12 protein-coding genes and 1 pseudogene are annotated in these 16435 nt (G+C 40.5%); 3 read left to right on the top strand and 10 right to left on the bottom strand.

The features are described from left to right. Positions 1-8 precede the first annotated feature (8 nt). A complete protein-coding gene (locus tag QFZ73_RS11615) occupies positions 9-2072 on the bottom strand; it encodes an MFS transporter (RefSeq protein WP_307266086.1) in 2064 nt (687 codons plus the stop codon). A gap of 129 nt (positions 2073-2201) precedes the next feature. Here QFZ73_RS11615 and QFZ73_RS11610 point away from each other — a divergent pair. Then, positions 2202-3404, top strand: a pseudogene (locus tag QFZ73_RS11610) (IS1182 family transposase); the annotation flags it as partial. 1318 nt (positions 3405-4722) lie between these two features. Beyond that, complete coding sequence (locus QFZ73_RS11605) at positions 4723-4896, top strand: lysoplasmalogenase family protein (protein WP_307266083.1); 174 nt, start codon at positions 4723-4725, stop codon at positions 4894-4896. 85 nt (positions 4897-4981) lie between these two features. Here QFZ73_RS11605 and QFZ73_RS11600 read toward each other — a convergent pair whose 3' ends face one another. From QFZ73_RS11600 to gltC, 3 genes are all read right to left on the bottom strand, one after another. Beyond that, complete coding sequence (locus QFZ73_RS11600; RefSeq protein WP_307266080.1) at positions 4982-6181, bottom strand: class I SAM-dependent rRNA methyltransferase; 1200 nt, start codon at positions 6179-6181, stop codon at positions 4982-4984. Positions 6182-6289: 108 nt separating this feature from the next. Beyond that, on the bottom strand, positions 6290-7282 hold the full coding sequence (locus QFZ73_RS11595) for a PTS sugar transporter subunit IIC (protein ID WP_251427394.1): 993 nt from the start codon (positions 7280-7282) through the stop codon (positions 6290-6292). Between the two features lie 405 nt (positions 7283-7687). Then, positions 7688-8590 (bottom strand): glutamate biosynthesis transcriptional regulator GltC, encoded by a 903-nt coding sequence (gltC, locus tag QFZ73_RS11590; protein WP_307266077.1) that lies wholly within the window; start codon positions 8588-8590, stop codon positions 7688-7690. Positions 8591-8745: 155 nt separating this feature from the next. Between gltC and gdhA the strand changes: the two genes are divergently transcribed. Continuing rightward, a complete protein-coding gene (gene gdhA / locus QFZ73_RS11585; protein WP_307266073.1) occupies positions 8746-10128 on the top strand; it encodes an NADP-specific glutamate dehydrogenase in 1383 nt (460 codons plus the stop codon). Between the two features lie 205 nt (positions 10129-10333). On the opposite strand, the gene rbsB is transcribed toward gdhA, so the two are convergent. Genes rbsB through QFZ73_RS11555 form a run of 6 tightly spaced genes read right to left on the bottom strand, consistent with a single transcriptional unit; the run spans position 10334 to position 15972 of the window. After that, positions 10334-11254, bottom strand: a complete 921-nt coding sequence (rbsB, locus tag QFZ73_RS11580; RefSeq protein ID WP_251427221.1) for a ribose ABC transporter substrate-binding protein RbsB — start codon at positions 11252-11254, stop codon at positions 10334-10336. Positions 11255-11269: 15 nt separating this feature from the next. Beyond that, positions 11270-12214, bottom strand: a complete 945-nt coding sequence (locus QFZ73_RS11575) for an ABC transporter permease (RefSeq protein WP_101223945.1) — start codon at positions 12212-12214, stop codon at positions 11270-11272. A 1-nt stretch (position 12215) separates the two neighbouring features. Further along, positions 12216-13697 (bottom strand): sugar ABC transporter ATP-binding protein, encoded by a 1482-nt coding sequence (locus QFZ73_RS11570; protein WP_251427224.1) that lies wholly within the window; start codon positions 13695-13697, stop codon positions 12216-12218. An 18-nt stretch (positions 13698-13715) separates the two neighbouring features. Further along, positions 13716-14108, bottom strand: coding sequence for a D-ribose pyranase (gene rbsD / locus QFZ73_RS11565; RefSeq protein ID WP_034316088.1), 393 nt, complete (start codon positions 14106-14108; stop codon positions 13716-13718). After that, positions 14105-14989 (bottom strand): ribokinase, encoded by an 885-nt coding sequence (gene rbsK / locus QFZ73_RS11560; RefSeq protein WP_307266066.1) that lies wholly within the window; start codon positions 14987-14989, stop codon positions 14105-14107. Before rbsK ends, rbsD begins: the two co-directional genes overlap by 4 nt. Next, on the bottom strand, positions 14986-15972 hold the full coding sequence (locus QFZ73_RS11555) for a LacI family DNA-binding transcriptional regulator (RefSeq protein ID WP_251427231.1): 987 nt from the start codon (positions 15970-15972) through the stop codon (positions 14986-14988). Before QFZ73_RS11555 ends, rbsK begins: the two co-directional genes overlap by 4 nt. Positions 15973-16435: the final 463 nt, after the last annotated feature.

The raw sequence follows: 16435 nt of genomic DNA, 5'->3' as shown, positions 1-16435 counted from the left end.
TGTTCTCCTCAGTTTGAATTTTCTTCTAGAATGTCGTATAATTCATTCCATTTTTGAGTAGTTGGATGTTGAATTAAAGAATACCATTCTTTATATACTGAGCTTTCAGGATTTAATGAATCCTTGTTTTTTAGCCATACGTTGACTTGCTCTTTTACTTTTTGTTTAGTTTGATTTCCTACTATTGCATTACTAATATGATCTAAATAAGACTCTACGCCCTCATTAGGAAGTTGAAGGGTATTATTTAGAGCTCTCCCATATACATTTGAGAATAAAATATTAAATTCAAAATCTTCTTTATGAGATGATACTTTAGTTTTTGCTAATACTAACTGAGGAGTAAAGTCTCCTAAATGATTCACTGTAAAGAATGGATCAAAAGGATATTCTATATGACTGAATCCCCAAATTAAATGGTCATTATTCCACCAAGTTCCTTCTCCTGGCATACCATCACTTATGTTTTGATTTGGAACAAAATAAATGGTGCGAGGAACAGTGAGATGATCATCCTTTAATGTAGTTTTCATCACCTTTGTAACATCGTTTAGATAGTTGTAAATGCTATCTGTATGCTCAAATTGTGATTCCCAAGTATTAGGGAAGATATATGTCACATTATTATCAATCTTAGATGATAATTGCCCAGATAATAAAGAGATACCATCGGTGGAAGTTCCCTCCCAAGTTCCTTCTTCTGTTTTTGTTAAATTTGTATATAATTCTTTTGCACCTTTTACCTTAAGATGATATTCTTTCTTGTCGTTAGGTTGATGAGGTACTCGGTGTATGAAATGGTATTTCGTTATAATCTCAAAAGCTGGAAGGGAATTTTCGCTTGGTAACCAAGGCATATAATTTGGTAGATAAACAGCTTGAGAATTTCCAAAGTAGAGATTAGATCGTAATCCTTCATAGTTAAATTCTAGTATTCTATTGTCATTAGGTTTCCAAGTATTGTCTTCAAAATATAAAGTGACCGAGTCATTTTTTTGTTTAAATTTAATCTCTTTCCCATCCATCTTTACTTGATGAATATGTAACTCATGGAATAAGCCAAGTTTAATTTGTTTAATATCTTTTGTAGCTGTGCTAATTGCTTGTATTTTAACTGAAACATTGAGATTAGCTTTAGTACTTAACTCAATATCGTATTTTTTTAAACTAATAGGATTCCCAAATGAATCATTTACTGATATCTTATGTTCTCTATAATATCGATTTGTTGCATCGTCATCATCGGAAAGAACCTGAAGTGGCTGTAGTACATACGCAACGGAACCTACTAAGATAACTAGCATAGGTATTATAGAATATTTCAATTGTGATTTAGATATTATCTTTCTCTTCTTCCATGTTAATAAGAATAGAATTGCTAACAATGAAATGATTAACAGCTTCTTATCCCAATGAATGGTATCTAATGAGAAACCGTATAAACTGTTATATCCTCTTGTTATGTTAGGTTCTCCTAAGTTTAGAATTTTATCAATTCTAAATTTGGAAGGGACCTCTCCTTCTGTATTAAACACAACGTAATTCAAAGGCATCGTGAAAACGTAGATAGTAAGTGCTACCAAATAAACGAACTTTCCTCTTATCCAAAGAGATAATAAATTTCCTAACAAGAACATTATGAAAGAGGACAATCCCCAATATAACCAAATATATTTTAACACCGATAAGAAATACGTTTTATTGTTAAAATCTTTTGTGAAAAATAAGTACAGATAAACACCAAAGAACAATACCGTAATTAACACTACTGAACTAAGAATGAGTAACCATTTTGCAAGTGTCTTATATAAGACTGCATTCTTTATAATGCTAAAAGTTTCATAAATTTCTTCTTTTTCATCAATTTTAGCTAAATATATACCAATAAATAAATAGCAAATCATGAGAGCTAAAATGAGAGGATTAGCACTTAATATGTAAGGATCATTTAATGAGCTATAAACGAAAAATGTAAATGATCCGTAAATAAGAATACCTAAGAATAATATAGGAACAACCCCTGTACGGGCTAATATTCTAAGATAAAATGTATAACAATTTATAAGTTTCAATGTCTTTCACCCTTTCAAACTAGTTAAACAAAGAGACAATGTACAATTAAAACATATATTGAAAAATAAGTAAATGAAATGTATATATTTGGTACTTTTTTTGATATAAAGTATAGTTTGGAGGTGTGACGCCCAAGTATTGATCCAGTTATTTTAGTTAAACTGACTTTCATTCAATATACCTTCGGTATTCGTTCCATGCGTAAAACGATTGAAGAAGTTGAAACCAATATGGCTTACCGTTGGTTCTTAGGCTATGGTTTCCATGATAAAGTACCTCATTTCTCTACGTTCGGGAAAAATTATGAGCGACGCTTTAAAGATACAGACCTGTTTGAACAGATTTTCTATCGCATTTTAATGACAGCTGCTAATAAAAAGTTAATAAGTGCTGAACACGTTTTCGTGGATTCCACACATGTGAAAGCCAGTGCGAATAAACGGAAATTTGAAAAGAAAATCGTTCGTAAAGAAACACGAGCGTATCAAGGACGTCTTCAAGAAGAAATCAATCAAGATCGTGAAAACCATGGAAAAAAGCCTTTTCCACCAGATAAATTTGATAAAGAAGAGACCAAAGAGATTAAAGAAAGTACAACGGATTCTGAGAGTGGCTACTATGTGAAAGATGAACGAACAAAACAGTTTGCCTATTCATTCCACGCGGCCGCAGACCGCAACGGTTTTGTATTGGGAACGATTGTAACACCTGGAAATACACATGACAGTCAGATCTTAGAGCCACTAGTTGAACAAGTGATTGAGAAAGTTGGAAAACCGGAAGCCGTTGCCGCAGATGCAGCTTATAAAACACCAGCGATTACAAGCTACCTATTTAACAAAGAAATCATACCGGCTTTACCTTATACACGTCCTCGCACCAAAGAAGGATTTTTCCGCAAAGAGGACTATGTATACGATGAACATTTTGATTGTTACCTTTGCCCTTCGGGCGAAACTTTAAAGTACTCAACAACAAATAAAGAGGGCTATCGCGAGTACAAATCGCCAAAACAAATTTGTACAACATGCTCATTTTTATCTCGGTGTACAGAAAGCAAAGACTGTCAAAAAGTGGTGACACGGCATATCTGGCAAACACATGTGGAAGAAGCAGATCATCTGCGTCATCATCAAGATGTAAAACCTATATATGCAAAACGTAAAGAAACGATTGAGCGTGTATTCGCAGATGCAAAAGAAAAGCATGGTATGCGTTGGACTACTTTAAGGGGACTTAAAAAATTGTCGATGCAGGCGATGCTTACTTTCGCTGCCATTAATTTAAAGAAGATGGCCAATTGGACATGGCGAGGTCCAAAAATGGCCTAACATAGTGGGCTCGTAGAGCCCCAATCTCTTAACTTTAGGCGAAAATTCAAAGGGAATTTCAAAAGGGGTTCAGAATTTTTTAATTCCGAACCCCTTTTGTCTACAAACTGAAATGAAAGCTACCATTCTAGGTAGCTTTCATTTTTTTATTAACATGACCTTGGTATTTGGGTTAAATTTTTTTTGAAAAATTCTACTGCAAAATTCACTTCGCGGTACAAAATTTATATTCAAGGTAAAATAGCCATAAAAAAAGATATATGTTCCTCTCTACTTGTAGCATGGCTTTTCCTATTCGTTCTGATGTAATGACACCATTCCATAGGAATGGTGCCACCTGATTGAAACATAGTGTAGAGTTAGCCTTCTGCCTTGAGAAGCTCTCCCTATTTTTTCTTATCTTAAATTATAAAAATTTGAACAGCATTATTTTCTTCTTCTCCAACTGATCCACTTACTACAACTACATCTTCACGCTATCTTTCTAATTCCTATTGTTATTTTCTTCTTTTGGGTTTCTGTTGCTGACGATTTTGACATTGTTGGTCCATCTGCATGTTCCCTTCTGCCTGTTCAATGTCCTTCATAATGGCCTCTAATAGGACGAGACCTTTTTCTTGGGATTGAATCTTGTCTTTAAATTCAGGAACTCCGGCTTCCATTTTTAAAAAACTAAAGTATTGAACTGTTTTTCAAGGTCTGTTCTTCTGGAAACGCCTTTATTTTTCTTCGAATCTTGGTAGTTTTCATGTTTAGAAATAGCCTGTTCATACTCTTGTTAGCCGATTTTGAAACAAGCATTTTTCCTTTCAAGAAAGGATTATTCTCGATTTTTTCAAACCGTGATCGGTGCTGATATACACGATCCAAATTCACAATGGAGCCTTTTGAATTTCTTCTTTACAGTTATTCAGCGTTATCTGGATTGTTTCAAGAGGGGACCACTTTATTTCCGTTCTCTTTATTAATTCACACAAGTCTTATAGCTGTTGGGAAGCTTACGTCGCGCATTTCAGGTTGCGCTGGATAGAAAGAAGGCCGCTTGACGTACAAAAGCGTTTTAATGGTCGATTTCAGATTTCCACAATTTCTGATGGATTTGCCCACGTGCCTCTGATTTTTCTCCAGGATTTCTGGATATGTGGAGTGATGTCGATACTGCATTTATTGAAACTCTTTTCCGTATGGAAACCAAGTATTTCCCGGTAGCCATGGAGCGTTTTTTCTCGTGCAGTGATTTGTTCGTTTCTTAGCCCTCGACATTTCAAGCTCGGCTTTTTCCTTTAAAATTCGATTCCCCTTAAGTTTAAAGGGGTTCGTGATTTCCGACTCCATTTTATCTTGGAACAAATTTATCGATGATGTTGCCTTTTCCGGTCCACTGATCATGCTTACCTACTATGCAGCCCAGTTTTGCATCGCTAACAGCATTGGCATGAAACCTTCTTTTCATTTATCGAAAGGTTTGAAAAGTGAACGGCCTATCCAGTGAATCTGAATGTCCAATCGTTTCACATGAAACATGTTCATTATAAAAAAGGCATTCACAGCTCTGCTTGAACTGTGAACGCCTTTATTTATCCTTTAATTTTCTTAATGAAGACTACTTTTAAATAATTCCCTTCCTTATATTCAGGAATTGTTTTAAAATCAGCCGGCAATGAGAATTGTTCCATGATCTCATATTTTCCATTCATTTCCTTGAAGGCAACATCAATGAAGTTTTTGAATTTTTTCATGTCAAACGTACTGCAATTAGTCGAGGCGATAATGATCCCATTGTCTTCCGTAATGGAAATGGTATCCTTCAATAGATTCGTATAGTCTTTTCCGGCACTGAAAGTAAACTTCTTCGATTTGGCAAAGCTGGGCGGATCAAGGATGACCATTTCAAATTTCAAAGCCTTCTTCACTGCATATTTAAAATACTTAAAAACATCCATCACTACGATATTGTGAGCTTCAGGATCTATTCCATTCACACTGAACTGCTCGATCGTCTTTGGTAAACTGCGATTCGCCAAGTCGACACTCGTTGTTTTAACAGCACCGCCTAAAGCGGCAAATACCGAGAATGCCCCCGTATAGGAGAACATATTCAACACCGTTTTCCCTTTTGCGTATTCATCCCGGATTTTCCTTCTGACATCGCGTTGATCAAGGAAGACACCGACCATTGCCCCATCATTCAGATAAACAGCGAAATGGACTCCATTCTCCTTGACAAGAAGCGGAAATGCCGGCTGTTCACCCATGACAAAATCGTCTTCATCCACGTACTGCCCCTTTGTATCAAAGCGTTTCTTCTGATAAATCGATTTGACCTCAACCGTTTCCTGTAATGCCTTAATGATGTAGTCTTTAAAGGAATATATCCCTTTGCTATACCAGCTAATGACATAGTGGCCATCATAATGATCAATGATTAAACCGCCAATTCCATCACCTTCCCCATTAAACAAGCGGAAAGCTGTAGTCTCCCCATCTTCAAAAAAAGACTTTCGGGATTCATATGCTGCCTGGATTTTGCCGTTAAAGAAGGATTGATCGATCTTTTCATTTTCTCTTCGGGTCAATATCCAGCCATAGCCCTTGTTCTGTTTACCATAATATCCTTTTGCCAGAAAGCGGTTGTTTTCATCCACCAAACGCACCAAGGACCCCTCTTCCTTAAGGTCTTTAAGGTTGGCTATCGATTCTTTAACAATCAAGGGGAAACCCTTGCCGATTTTACTTACGAACTTAGCTTTCACTTTTATATCTATTTCTTTTCCCATATATATCATCCCATCTATGCAAATGCTTTCCTCCCCATTTTACCCTAATCCCTTTATAAATAAAAACCAGCCCGGTTCCTTAACCAGGCTGGTTTCCGAAAACTTTGATTATGAAACTTCCAAATGAAGATCGCCTGGCTTAACTTTACCCATCATCTTCAATACCCGATGTAAGGCAAGTGTGATCACAGCTGGCAATACCATACCCACTGCCACATAAACCAAGAACGTGTACAACCCCTGACCAGTTATGATGGCAATCGGGGCAATCATTGAACTCAACCCCATACCTCCAAGCTCATACGGCACTTGAAAATCGAATGCCAAGGTAGCGATAGGCGCACAGATGATTGCCGCCACAAAAGGCGGAATTACATATAATGGTTTTTTGATTAAGTTAGGAAATTGCACTTTTGGCGTAACGACCATCTGTGCCAGGAACCCGCCCATATCATTATCTTTATAAGACATGACAGTGAACCCCACAAACTGAACGGTACATCCGATTAGAGCTGCAGCACTGGAAACGGGATCTAATTGCAGGGCGATCGCCAGTGCAGCGGAAGACGCCGGTGTCATCAATAAAATGCTCCATACCAAGGCTATGACCATGGAACCGATTAAGGGAGAACCCTCGACCGCAGCGGTGGTTTGACTGCTTATCCATGTTAGGAGCGGAGTGGTGACAAGAGCCAGGCCATATCCCGAAACTCCACCGACAAGAACTGCTCCCATTGGGATGGCCATGATGTCCAACTTCGTTTTGCCGATTAGGCGCTTACCTATATATGTTGCAATTACCGCTGCCAAAACAGCACTTAGTGGCTGACCCGTAACAATCGTGAAGGCACCCTCAGCAGTTCTGTGAATGGCAGCACCTCCAACAGCACTTGAAGCCATGGCGCTAAAGATAATTAATGAATTTCCTCCTAGCTGATATGCGATACCTGCTCCTAAAGCTGGTGCTAGCAAGACCTTTGCGGCACCGCCTATTGCCAGGAAGACCTCCCAACCTAAATATCCCCCTATGGATTCAAACAATAACCCGATCCCTAACGTAACCAAGACAGCGTTTGCTATCCCTGTTGATGCCTTGTACATTCGATCGCTGATGTATTCTTTCCTGCTCACTTTATCTCCACTCCTTGTTAATTATCAGAATATTCAATTTCAAAAATCCAAAAAAAATATAGGTCTTCATTTTAAAAGCCTATTAAGTATATGGCACCTCTACCTATAATGTCTGCCCGTATAATAACATGAATTTTCTGATAATGTAAGTATTATTTTTATTCTAATAAAATAAAAGCGTTTTCAAAAAATAAAGGTTTAACACATTCTTATACAAGAAAAACAAATATAGTATTATTTCAAAATAAATTATCCCTTTTGAGGATGTGCTAAATGGAGATATTTCGATACATTTGCGACAAAAAAAAGAACCCGATTCAAGGATTCTCTCACTAGCTGGATTTATGACTTTTCTAATAGATACCCATCTCATTTCTATTGAAAACCTTCCAATTTTGCAAAAGTGTCCCTCAAAAATTGGTAAAATAATTTCTCCGTTGGCATCAGTTCCCTATCAGTCGGAACGATGACCCCTACAGCCCTGGTTACAGATGGATCGTCCAGCGGCAATTTAACCGTAAAACGAGGCAAGCTATCAATCAAGGAAATCTCAGGTATCAGGGTTATACCCAAACCTGCTGCCACCAGGCCTTTTATAGCATCTGTATCCTTTCCTTCGAATGCCACTTCCGGTTCAAAGCCATGCAGTTTGCAAGCTTTCATTACGAGATCCCTTAAAACATATCCCTTTGGATATACGATGAACGGGTTTCCTTGAAGCTCATTTAAGGATAATGATTTCTTCAATGACAAAGGATGGCTTTCTGGTAAAAGGGCAACTAAGTTTTCAATAAATAGCGTTTCACCTTTGACTTTCTTTTCATTCACCGGCAGAGGACCAATCAAGGCCATGTTTATGTTACCTTTCATTACAGAATCTATCAGGTAGCGATATGAACCTTGTTTCAATGTGAATTTTGCCTGCGGATAACTTTCCCTGAAGTCGGAAATGACCCTTGGCAATATATAAGAAGCTAAACTGCTGGGAAAGCCAATGCGGATTGTCCCTTTTTCTGGATCCAGGCTTTCAGCCATCTCACGCTTGGCACGATCGATTATATTCATGGCTTGTTCCATATGAGATAAAAATGTATGTCCTATAGGTGTCAATCTAATCTTTCGGCCTTCCCTGATAAATAAGGGCACGCCCAGCTCTTCTTCTAAATTGTAAATTTGGCGACTGACAGCAGACTGGGCAACATGCAAGTCCACTGCCGCTTCCGTCATATGTTCACGCTTTGCCACTTCAATGAAATATTCGATTTGCCTTAATTCCAATCTAAGCTCCCTCTTTCATATCAAAACAACATGTTATTTATCTAATATTCAGATTGTTCGTTTCACTTTTAAATTATATCATGAAAGTATCATATAAAAACCGATAGACTTACCCTATTTAAGATTTTATGACTTTATCTAAAGGAGAGAGAACAATGACAACTTCACAGGAAGTCGAGCATGAGGAATTACAAGATGCCAGAGAGTTCGTGAGTCAAGTATACGCACAGGTAAAGGAGCGTAATCCCCACGAAAGTGAATTCCACCAAGCCGTAAAGGAGATATTCCTTTCATTGGTCCCCGTTTTTGCGAAACATCCTGAATATATGAAAAGCGGGATATTGGAAAGGCTGGTTGAACCCGAAAGAATGATCACCTTCCGTGTCTCTTGGGTTGATGACCTGGGAAATGTTCGCGTCAACCGTGGTTTCCGTGTACAATTCAACAGTGCAATCGGGCCATTCAAAGGCGGTCTTCGATTCCATCCCACTGTAAATTCCAGCATCATAAAGTTTCTTGGTTTCGAGCAAATCTTTAAAAATTCTCTTACAGGCCAGCCGATTGGTGGGGGAAAAGGCGGATCGGACTTCGATCCAAAAGGAAAATCGGACGCGGAAATCATGCGTTTTTGCCAAAGTTTCATGGCAGAACTAGCTCGCTATATCGGACCTGATACAGATGTGCCGGCTGGTGATATCGGAGTCGGTGCAAGGGAGATCGGTTACCTGTTCGGTCAGTATAAAAAGATGCAGGGCAGCTACCAAGCCGGTGTTCTAACTGGTAAAGGCATAAGTTACGGCGGAAGCTTGGCCCGTACGGAAGCGACTGGATATGGAACCGTTTACTTTGTCGAAGAAATGCTAAAAGACAAAGGGTTACAATTCCATGGCAGCACTGTCGTTATCTCCGGATCTGGCAATGTATCCATTTATGCCATTGAAAAAGCTACACAGCTAGGCGCAAAAGTTGTTGCATGCAGCGACTCCAATGGCTACATATACGATGAAAATGGCCTGAACCTTGATACAGTACGACGTCTAAAAGAAGTGGAACGAAAACGATTGAGCGAGTATATCGATGCGCACCCGGAAGCTGTATACCATGAAGGAAGCTACGGCATTTGGTCTGTACCATGTGACATCGCACTTCCTTGTGCCACGCAAAATGAAATCGATGAAGAAGCGGCAAAATTACTGGTCAAAAATAATGTGAAGGCAGTCGGTGAGGGTGCTAATATGCCTTCAACCCTTGAGGCCATTGATGTATTCCTTAATAACGGCATCCTTTTTGGACCAGCAAAAGCGGCCAATGCAGGCGGCGTAGCCGTGTCTGCACTCGAAATGGCCCAAAACAGTGCCAGAATGCCTTGGACTTTTGAAGATGTCGATGCAAAGCTGCATGAGATCATGAAAAACATCTATAAAAACAGTGTAGAGGCTGCAGAAGCATATGGTGCGCCTGGCAACTTAGTTGTTGGGGCCAATATTGCCGGATTCCTTAAAGTGGCGGATGCTATGCTGACTCAAGGTATACTCTAGCAATCAGTTGATTTAAGAGGCGGTTCCGACACGGGCCGCCTTACTTTTGTAAAAGAGTGATTTCACTTCTTATACCCTCTTATTCATATCAATTCAAGTTGAATATCCACATTCAGATAGCATCAATGGGATTAAAAACATTTCTTTCTTACTACAAAAAAAGAGTACCGGAACTATTCCGGCACTCTCATTGTTTGGAAGACAATCATTCTTTGGTGACCAATTTCAATGGAACGGATATTGTGTCATCCACTTTGTCGCCTTTTAAGACTTTTTCAGCCGCATTAACCGCCTTTTCACCGATAAGTGCCGGTTGTTGGGCGATTGTAGCTTTTAGTTCACCTTTTTCAACTGCTTTCAATGCATCATCATTTCCGTCAAAACCAATCACGATGATGTCTTTTCCTGCCGCCTTGATTGCTTCAATGGCCCCAAGTGCCATTTCATCATTATGGGCGAATACCGCTTGGACGTCATTATTGCCCTGCAGGATATTTTCCATGACGTTAAGCCCTTTTGTCCGGTCGAATTCCGCCGTTTGGCTTGTCAGGACATCTAACTGCTTGTCCGCAATATTGTGGAAACCTTTCCCGCGTTCACGAGTTGCGGATGCTCCGGATACCCCTTCAAGTTCCACTACTTTCGCTTTTTCGCCAAGCTCTTTAACTAGATATTCTGCAGCCATTTCACCACCAGCCACATTGTCGGAAGCTATGAACGTTTCAATGTCACCTTCGTCTGAAGAGCGGTCAATCGTGATAACGGGAATGCCCGCATCATTTGCATCTTTAACGGCTGAAGTTATTGCCGCAGAGTCAGTTGGATTCACAAGAAGGACATCAACCTCTTGAAGGATTAAATCTTCAATTCCGCTAATTTGTTTTGCTGTATCATCCTGGGCGTCAACAACTGTAACTTTCATGCCTTTTTCTTTTGCTTCTTTTTCAATACCATCTTTTAAGGAAACGAAGAATGGATTGTTTAAAGTTGAGATGCTGACTCCGACTTTCACGTCTTTCATGGAGTCTTTCTTTTCTTTTTTATCATCTTTTAGACCAGAATCCATTGAACAGGCAGCTAAGACCATTAAAGAAAGAACCATGATGATCGATACTATTTTTTTCATTGATTACACCTCTTCTTATGATTTTTTACGGTCAAGAAGGACCGCGATTAATATAACTGCACCTTTTACCACTTGCTGGTAAAAAGAGGATACACCAAGTAAATTCATGCCGTTATTCAAGGTACCGATGATCAGGACACCCACCAGCGTTCCGAACAACCGCCCTTTACCGCCTGAAAGGCTCGTTCCACCCAGCACTACAGCTGCGATGGCATCCATTTCATAGGATTGACCTGCTGTCGGCTGAGCCGAATTCAGACGGGATGTTAAAATGGCACCGGCAATTGCCGCCATCGTACCGGCCAGACCATATATGGCCACCTTGACTCGGTCAACTTTAATCCCCGAAATGCGGGAAGCCCTTTCATTTCCGCCAATGGCATATGTTTTACGGCCAAAGGATGTTTTATGAAGCAGGAACCATAGGATTAAGAAAGCGATGACCATCACAACGGCCGGTACTGGCACTCCCAGGAAGTAACCTCTCCCCAGCATCTGGAACATTACAGAATCGCCAATTCCAGTAATCGGCTTTCCATCCGTATACACAAGCGTTAATCCCCGGAAAATCGTCATGGTGGCCAGTGTCACGATGAAAGGGGCCATTTTTCCTTTTGAAACGAGAATCCCATTGATTACACCCATTATTGCACCTAGTAGAATGCCTACTAATATTGCTAAAATCGGATCTAATCCCGAGACCATCATACCAGCCATAAGTGCGCTGGATAGGGCTAAAATGGAACCAACGGACAAGTCGATGCCGCCTGTCAATATGATAAAGGTCATTCCAAATGCAATAAGTGCATTGATGGAGGTTTGACGCAATAAATTCAAAATATTATTCGGTTCCATGAATGATGGATTTAAAACGGTTATTACGATAAATAAAAGTACCAGGGCCAGTAAAGGACCAAATTTCTGCCAAATCCCGCTTTTCCCTGTAGCCTCAAGTTTCATCCTAGTTCCCTCCTGTCGCCAATGCCATAATTTTTTCTTGCGTCGCTTCCTGCTTTAACAATTCCCCAGCAATCTCACCTTCGTGAACCACAAGGATTCTATCACTCATTCCAATGATTTCCGGAAGTTCTGACGAAACCATGATGATGGCGATGCCTCGCTCCGTCAATTCATTCATCAGCTCATAAATTTCACGTTTTGCACCAACATCTATGCCCCGGGTCGGTTCATCCATAATTAAAACTTTAGGGGAAGTGCCGATCCATTTGGCTATTACCACCTTTTGTTGATTTCCTCCGGATAGATTGCCGATGACCGTTTCAGCAGAAGAAGTCTTTACGTGAAGTCGCTTAATCATCATTTCGGCAAAGTTCATCTCATCTTCCATTTTTACGATTCCGTTAGGAGCAAAACTCTTGAGATTCGGCAAACCGATATTTTCCCTTACAGAAAAGTCTAGGATCAACCCTTCTTCTTTACGATTTTCCGTAATGAAAGCCAGACCGTGCCGAACTGCATCCGTTGGTTTTCGTATGGAAACTTTCTTCCCTTCAATGGTAATTTCACCGCTGTCTATTTGGTCGACACCAAAAAGGGTGCGCATTATTTCTGTTCTGCCTGCTCCCATCAATCCGGCCACACCGACAATCTCACCTTGCCGAACCGCGAAATGGATATCCTCAAAAAGCCCCTTTTTAGTTAAACCTTTTACATCAAGGACTATGTCGCCAGGATTCGCTTCACGATGAGGAAAACGATCCTCCAGCTCCCGTCCGACCATTTTTTGAACGACTTCATCGAAATTTGTATCTGCAATTCTTTTCGTATCGACTGTTTTTCCGTCACGCATTACGGTGATCCTGTCACAAATGGCGAATATTTCTTCCATTCGGTGAGAAATATAAACAAGCGATACACCCTTTTTGGTAAGTCCCTTCATCACTTCAAAGAGCTTCTCTATTTCCCTATCAGTTAAAGCGGCTGTGGGCTCGTCCATGATGATGACTTCGGCATCCGTCATGAGCGCCTTGGCAATTTCAATCATTTGCTGTTCCCCGACAGAACAAGATCCGGCTTCCTTATCAAAAGGAAGGGAAATATTAAGTGTTTTAAAAATCTCGTTTGCACGCGCTTTCATTTGTTTCGTCTTCAGGACACCGAAGGCATTCACCATTTCCCTGCCGATAAATAGATTCTCCAGCACGGTCATTTCTGGCCAAATATTCAATTCCTGGCGGATAAAGGCCATTCCCGCCTCTTCCGCTTCCTTTGAATCCTTGAATGAGGTTTCTTTACCGTTAATCTCAATCGTTCCTTGATCTTGTTTATGCAGCCCGGTTAAAATGTTCATCAAGGTTGATTTCCCCGCACCATTTTCCCCCATTAGTGCATGTACTTCCCCAGCCTCTAAAGAAAAATGAACACCTTCCAATACCTTGTTTTGACCAAATGCTTTATAAATATTGTGCATTTCGATATGCATGCTCATCATCTCATTTCTTTAAAAGAATACTCCAGACTGCAATATGCAATTTGAATATGGCGTCGTCTCCCCGGTCCGGATTATTGCTTTCGCGTTACTTGTCAGCCTTTTAAAATCCTCATGGGAAACATATTCAATCGCTGCTCCGAATTGTTGCTCCATATATTGATGCTGTTCCGGGTTTTTAACCTTCACTTCTGTGGCAGCGATAACTTTTTCAACAACCATATCTTCGTGAACCGCCCGAACGACATCTTGAAATGATGGTGTTCCAGGTGTCAATGCTAAATCAATCTTGCAAACTCCCGGTGGCACCGGCAGCCCGGCATCACCTACGACAATATAATCTGTATGACCAAGGTCAACCAGGACCTTGGCTATTGAACTATTGATGATTCCTTGACGTTTCATGCTTCAAAGCCCCTCTCGACCTCTAACCTTTGCGGCATGCCGCCTTGGGCTCCTAACTTCGTCACGGAAATGGAGGCTGCCCGGTTCGCGAATAACAAACATTCGTCAAAACTTTTTCCTTCTGCAACAGCCACGGCAAAGGCAGCATTGAATGTATCCCCTGCGCCTGTTGTATCAACCGCTTCCACTTCAAAGCTTGGAACAACCTTTTCTTCATGTCCGTCAAAAAAACGGACGCCATTTTTTCCTTCGGTGATGAATAATTTATTTGGATACTCAGTCAAGACTTCCGTTCTATCTCTCCCATTGAATAGTATCTCGAATTCATGTTCATTCGGAGTAAGGAATGATGCCTGTTGAATGACAGCCTCGCTTAGCTTGCGGGCGGGAGCTGGGTTCAAAAGTAATCTCTTTTGAAGCGTGTTGCACAATTCAGCCAGATATTCCACTGTTTCCTCAGGTATTTCCTGCTGAACCATCACGATATCCGATTCCTCTATCACCTTTTTGGCCTTTTGTACATATTCAGGAGTAATGAAATCATTTGCACCTTTTACGACAATAATGCTGTTATCACCTTCCGAAAGGGTAATGTGTGCTGTTCCGGAAGCGGAACCTGTAACCGGTTCCACACACTCCGTGTTTACATGATTTTTTTTCAGGTTTTCTAAGATGATCTCTCCATAGACATCATCTCCTACACATCCAACCATCGACACTTGTGCACCAAGACGTGCCGCTGCAACTGCCTGATTAGCTCCCTTTCCTCCAGGAACCGTGATAAAGGACTCTCCTAAAACCGTTTCACCAGCCATTGGCCGCTTGGCTGATGTCACCACTAAGTCCATTGAAGAACTTCCCACTACTGCAATTCTAATCATGTCTTCTCCGCCTTCCTTCTCGTTGTTTGTCTCTCCACAAAAGAAACAGGGAGCTTTTTATGTGTTACATCCAATTTTTCTTGATTGATCCTTTTAATTAGCATTTCCGCCGCTTGTGCCCCCATCTCATAGGCTGGCTGCCGAATTGTCGATAAGGGCGGGTGCAATAACGCTGTGAAGGCAATATCATCATAGCCGATCAATTGTATGTCTTCCGGTATCCGTATTCCCCGTTTTAAGATCTCTTGAAGTGCGGCGGCTGCAACAATATCATTACAAGCGATGATTCCATCCGTTTCCGGATATTGCTCGAACAGCTGCTTCACGCAAGTTTGGCCGCCCTGAAGAGTCAGGGATGAATCCATGACTTGCACGTTCACTTTTGCTTGTTTCAATTCTTCCAATGCTGCCATGTACCGTTCATATACAGGCTTTATTTCGACTGGCCCCCTAATGAGGACGATATTCGTACTGCCTCTATCCAGTAATACGCGTGCTGCCAGCTTACCCCCTGTCTTTTGATCGGAATAAACAGCTGGTAATTTCTCCGCTGTACGGTCGAGAAGGACAACTGGAATATCCAGATTATCGAAATTTTCATTGGCTTCTTCACTAGTTGAAGCAATCATGCCCACTACATTATTTTGCAGAAAAGTGTCAATATATTCTATTTCTTTATCTCTCTTTTCATCACTATTTCCAAAAATTAACCGATATCCAAATTGCTGCAGATAATCCTCGACACCTCTTGCCATTTCTGGGAAGAAGGGATTCGTAATGTCCGGCAAGATCAAACCAACCAATTTGGATTTACGTTTGTAGAGGGACCTTGCCACTTCATTCGGTTTATAATTTAATTTTTCAACAGCTGCCATGACCACCTTTTTTGTATCCTCATGTGCATAACCACTGCCATTCATAACTCTGGAAACCGTTGCCACAGAAACCCCAGCTTCCTTTGCCACATCCCGAATAGTTGCCAATATATCACCCTCAATAATTTTGTGTAACCGTTTACACAATAGCTTATCACCAATTTATATGAACGGCAAGCCCCATTCCAAAGAATATTTTTTGGGAATTTGAACCAAAGAGGATAACATAATCCTTTTTATGCGTACATTTAATAATTATCGCACTCTATCGTCTCTTTGGTTTCGCATATATAGGTTTTACATCCTCATTACCTCAAGATTCAATCTTCTATTTAAAACAAAAAAGGCTATAGGCAACAGGAGTTCTGCCTAACTGTTAAAAAAACAAAGTTGATTGAAGCGGGTGTTTCGAGACTCCTGCGGGAATACGCGTCCAAGGAGACCCCGCAGGCGCAAAGTGCAGGCGCAAAGTGCACCGAGGGCGGACCGCCCGCGGAAAGCGAGTGCCTGGAGCGGAAATCAGCGGTCAAATTTTAAAAATCCAAAAAAACTGTAGATGAACTTAATTCTT

This window comes from Peribacillus sp. V2I11 (assembly GCF_030817135.1).
Lineage (GTDB): Bacteria > Bacillota > Bacilli > Bacillales > DSM-1321 > Peribacillus > Peribacillus simplex.
This window is presented reverse-complemented; position numbering and strand designations above follow the sequence as displayed.

Excerpts from the sequence above, each read along its gene's own strand:
- QFZ73_RS11600 (WP_307266080.1), bottom strand. The coding sequence starts at position 6,181 with ATGGGAAAAGAAATAGATATAAAAGTGAAAGCTAAGTTCGTAAGTAAA.
- rbsD (WP_034316088.1), bottom strand. The coding sequence starts at position 14,108 with ATGAAACGTCAAGGAATCATCAATAGTTCAATAGCCAAGGTCCTGGTT.
- QFZ73_RS11595 (WP_251427394.1), bottom strand. The coding sequence starts at position 7,282 with ATGTACAAGGCATCAACAGGGATAGCAAACGCTGTCTTGGTTACGTTA.
- QFZ73_RS11575 (WP_101223945.1), bottom strand. The coding sequence starts at position 12,214 with ATGAAACTTGAGGCTACAGGGAAAAGCGGGATTTGGCAGAAATTTGGT.
- rbsK (WP_307266066.1), bottom strand. The coding sequence starts at position 14,989 with ATGATTAGAATTGCAGTAGTGGGAAGTTCTTCAATGGACTTAGTGGTG.
- QFZ73_RS11570 (WP_251427224.1), bottom strand. The coding sequence starts at position 13,697 with ATGCATATCGAAATGCACAATATTTATAAAGCATTTGGTCAAAACAAG.
- rbsB (WP_251427221.1), bottom strand. The coding sequence starts at position 11,254 with ATGAAAAAAATAGTATCGATCATCATGGTTCTTTCTTTAATGGTCTTA.
- gdhA (WP_307266073.1), top strand. The coding sequence starts at position 8,746 with ATGACAACTTCACAGGAAGTCGAGCATGAGGAATTACAAGATGCCAGA.